A 3,529-nucleotide genomic window follows, 5' to 3' on the forward strand; every position below is an offset into this window, starting at 1 on the left:
GGACAGTCGGCGGGCCAGGGTGCGGGTACGGCGCTCGGCGCCGGCGTGGATGTCACGCGCGCGTGCCCGTCCCTCGGCGGCCTCGACGATCCGGCCGAGCAGGTCCACGGAACCGGCCGTGAAGTCCCGCTCGGCGATCAGCTCGGCGCGTCGCCCGAGCTTGTTGCCGAAGCCGCCGACCAGGTCGGCGAGTCCGTCGGTGTCGCGGGTGTCGGTGACCGCGCGCAGCAGCAGGTCGGTGAAGTCGGAGTCCTTCTTGACGGCGAAGAGGCCGGCGGCCTCGCCCTCGTCGGCGTTCATCTCGCGCTGGTAGCGGAAGAGTTCGGGGTCGAGGCCCAGGTCGCCCAGGTGCTCGATCCAGCGGTCGTGGATCTCCTCCCAGTGCACTTCGAGGTGCGGATACGCCTTGCCGGCCTCGGTGATGGCGTCCCGGAAGCCCTTCATGGTGCGCCGACGGCCCTGCGCGCCTGACGCACCCTCGACGGGCGGCCGTACGGAAGTGGCCTCGGCGACGGGGAGGTTGTCCAGGCTGAGCCCCGGCCCGGGCCGGAACGAGTACCAGGCCTCGGCGAACTTCCGCGGGTCGTTGGAGACTTGACGCCCCCGCCACTCGCTGACCTTGCCGACGACCACGCACTCGCCGGTCAGTGTGTGCTGCCACTCCAGGGCGACGTGCCCGCAGTCGTCCGCGAGGAGGAACTTGCGGAGCACACCGGAGCTGGCGCCGCCGAGTGTGTTGCGGTGGCCGGGCAGCATCACGGAGAAGATCAGCTTGAGCAGGACGGACTTGCCGCCGCCGTTCTCCAGGAAGAGCACACCGGCGGGCGCGGGGCGGCGCGGCGGACCGACGGGCTCGTCCTCGAAGAACTCCGCCTGGGTGGGGGCGGGGTCGGGCACGGGCTTGCCCACGCCTCGCAGGTCAAGCACGGTGTCGGCGTAGCGCGCACCGGCGGGCCCGATGGAGTAGAGGCGGACCCGGGACAGCTCGTACATGGCGGACTCTCGTCGTAAGTCTTCGGCAGGTGTGGGGGGTTCGTGGGTCTTCTGGAGGGGCTGGGGGTCAGGAGTGGAACGGCAGTCCGGCGTCGGCCACCAGCTCCAGGTCCTCGGTGTCCTCGGCGGGCAGCAGGCTCGCGGTGCCGTCGGTGACCGGGACGACGCCCAGCTCCAGCAGTTCGGCCATGGCGGCGCTGCCGGCCATGTCACGCACCTGGAGCTGGTAGCGGGCGGTCGTGCGGTACGTACCGCCGTTGTCGTCGCCCGTGCGCTGGAGGAAGCCGGAGTCGGTGAGGAACGCGGCGGCCTTGCCGACGATGCCGGTGGTCGAACCGGCCAGTCTGCGGGCGTCCTTGGTGGCTCCGGTCGCGCTGCGTCTGACCCAGATCCGCCAGGCGGCCTCCAGGCCGGGTGCGTCGGTGGCCGGGTCGGTGTTCATGCCCTGCTCGTCGGCCCGCTCCTCCAGGCGGCGGCAGGCCTGCCGTACGAAGGCGTCGACACCGTTGACCGTGACGCGCCCGATGTAGCCGTCGTCGGCGAGGTCCTCGGGGCGCGGGAACGCCATCGCGGCGACGGAGAGATGCGCGAGCCCGTGCAGGAAGCGGTCCCCGGAGTCGGCGGCCGTACGACGCGCGTAGTCGCCCATGCGGACGGCGAACACCGAGTCCTCGGCGGCGGTCACGGCCATCCCCGCGCGCGGGGACACCTCCAGGACAACAAGGCCGAGCCCGGCGGCCACGGCATCGGCGAGCCGGGCGAACGGCGGGTCCTCCCGGTACCGGCGCAGCAGCTCCGCATATTCCTGATCCCGCGCGGGCTGCAACTTGGGCTGCAGCCCGAACGCGACGAGGCGAGCCGCGTCAGCGGCGTCGGCGGGCGTGATGACAGCGGTCACCGGCGCGGCGACACCTTCGGGCTCACTCCATTCGGCGGGCTCACTCACGACGACAACTCCTTGAACTTGAAGACGGGGCTGAGGCCAAGCGCCCCTTCAGGGGCGCGGGGCTGTGACATTTGCGGCTCCGCCGCGTGGGCGCGACCAGCCACAGCGAGCCCGCACTCAAACAACGACAGAACCATCACGCCGCCTCACTCCGCCCCGCAGCCATCCCCAACGTGTCCAAAAGGGCCATCCCCACAATCAGATCGGCCCCACCGAACTCGGGATCATCCAGCTCGACCCCGTCATCCACGGCGAACAGAAGCTTCGGCTCTCCCTGCCGATAAGCCGTACCAACGGGCGGACTGGCCGCATGCACAGCCAACAAAGCCACCAGATAAGGAAGTTCGGGATCCCGCCGCCGCGCATCCGCAAGCAACCCCGACAACCGCCGAGGCGCATCCGCCGGCAGATCGAGCAACTCCATCGCCGCCGCCAGCTGCTCCTCGCTGAAGCGGCTGTCGTCCGGCGTGGCGATGAGATCCGGCTCCGGCATCTCCGCACCGAGGTGCTCCCGCTCCTGAGGCGGCGTCAGCAGTATCTCGACGAGATCCCCCACCCGAACGGACACCGGCGTACGCAGCCCCGTCCCGCGCGCGAAGAACGCGTCCGTGACCCGGATCGCCTGCTCCAGGGGCAGCGGCAGCACGGGCGAGACGAGATGGCCGTAGAGGTCTATCCCCGATGTCGTCATGGGCGTGGCGAAGGCCTGCCGGTCCTGCTCGGCGCGGAACAGCGGCCCGGCCTCCAGGAGGCGCGACTGGAGTTGCGTGTGCCGTCGGATGCAGTCCTTGACGATGTCGACCAACTCGGCGGCGCGGCGCTTCTGTTCGGGGTCCTCGGACTCGTCGCGGGCCTTGCGGATGTTGGTGAGGATCGCGTTCTCGTGGCGGTAGCGGTCGGCCACGTGGTCGAGGGCCTCGGCGATCATGTCGGGCACGGCGTTGAGCCAGTCCACCGCGCGGACGTTGCGCCGGGTGGCGTCCAGGGCGCGGCGCAGGGTCTCCGAGTACTGCACGGTCCGGTACCGGGCCTGCTCGGCGGCCAGCTGGGCGTCGGCGAGCCGGCCGCGGCTGATCAGCACCTCCAGTTTGACCTCGGCGGCGATCTGCGCGCTGGTGACGTCGGTGTCGAGGGCGCCCACGAGGACGTTGACGGCCTCGTCCGTCGTACGGAGGTAGACGCTGCCGCCGTAGCCGGGGACCTCCTCGATCAGCTTGAAGTCGTAGTCGCGGCGCACATAGGTGCCGTCCTGGGCGAACGTGCCGTAGACCGTGCGGAAGCCGCGGTCGACGCTGCCGACGTTGATCAGGTTCTCCAGGACCCAGCGGGCGACGCGCTCGTGCTCGGCGACGGGGCGCTGCGGGGCCTGGGCGGCGATGCGCGGGATGAGCCTGGCCACTATCTGGTCGTGGTCGGCACCCGTGTCGAAGTCCATGTTGAGGGTGACCAGGTCGATGGCGGCGAGGGCCACCTCCGCCATGCCGTACACCGAGTACTCGCCCGCGAGGTTGGCCTTGCGCGCGTCGAGGTCGTGCAGCGGCGCGGTGCAGGCGAGCGCGCGCAGCCGCCGCGCCAGTCCCTCGTCGGCGG

At 71.0% G+C, this 3,529-nt stretch carries 2 protein-coding genes and 1 pseudogene; all 3 read right to left on the reverse strand.

Annotation, left to right across the window (positions count from 1 at the left end; translation table 11 throughout):
- A pseudogene (locus R6V09_RS48825) lies at window positions 1-993 on the reverse strand (hypothetical protein); the annotation flags it as partial.
- Between the two features lie 67 nt (window positions 994-1,060).
- A complete protein-coding gene (locus R6V09_RS48830) occupies window positions 1,061-1,939 on the reverse strand; it encodes a hypothetical protein (protein ID WP_317887887.1) in 879 nt (292 codons plus the stop codon).
- 136 nt (window positions 1,940-2,075) lie between these two features.
- On the reverse strand, window positions 2,076-3,529 hold a 1,454-nt coding region (locus R6V09_RS48835), incomplete at its 5' end, for a hypothetical protein (protein ID WP_317887888.1).

Origin of the sequence: Streptomyces sp. W16 (genome assembly GCF_033194735.1) — a bacterium.
Taxonomy (GTDB): Bacteria; Actinomycetota; Actinomycetes; order Streptomycetales; family Streptomycetaceae; genus Streptomyces.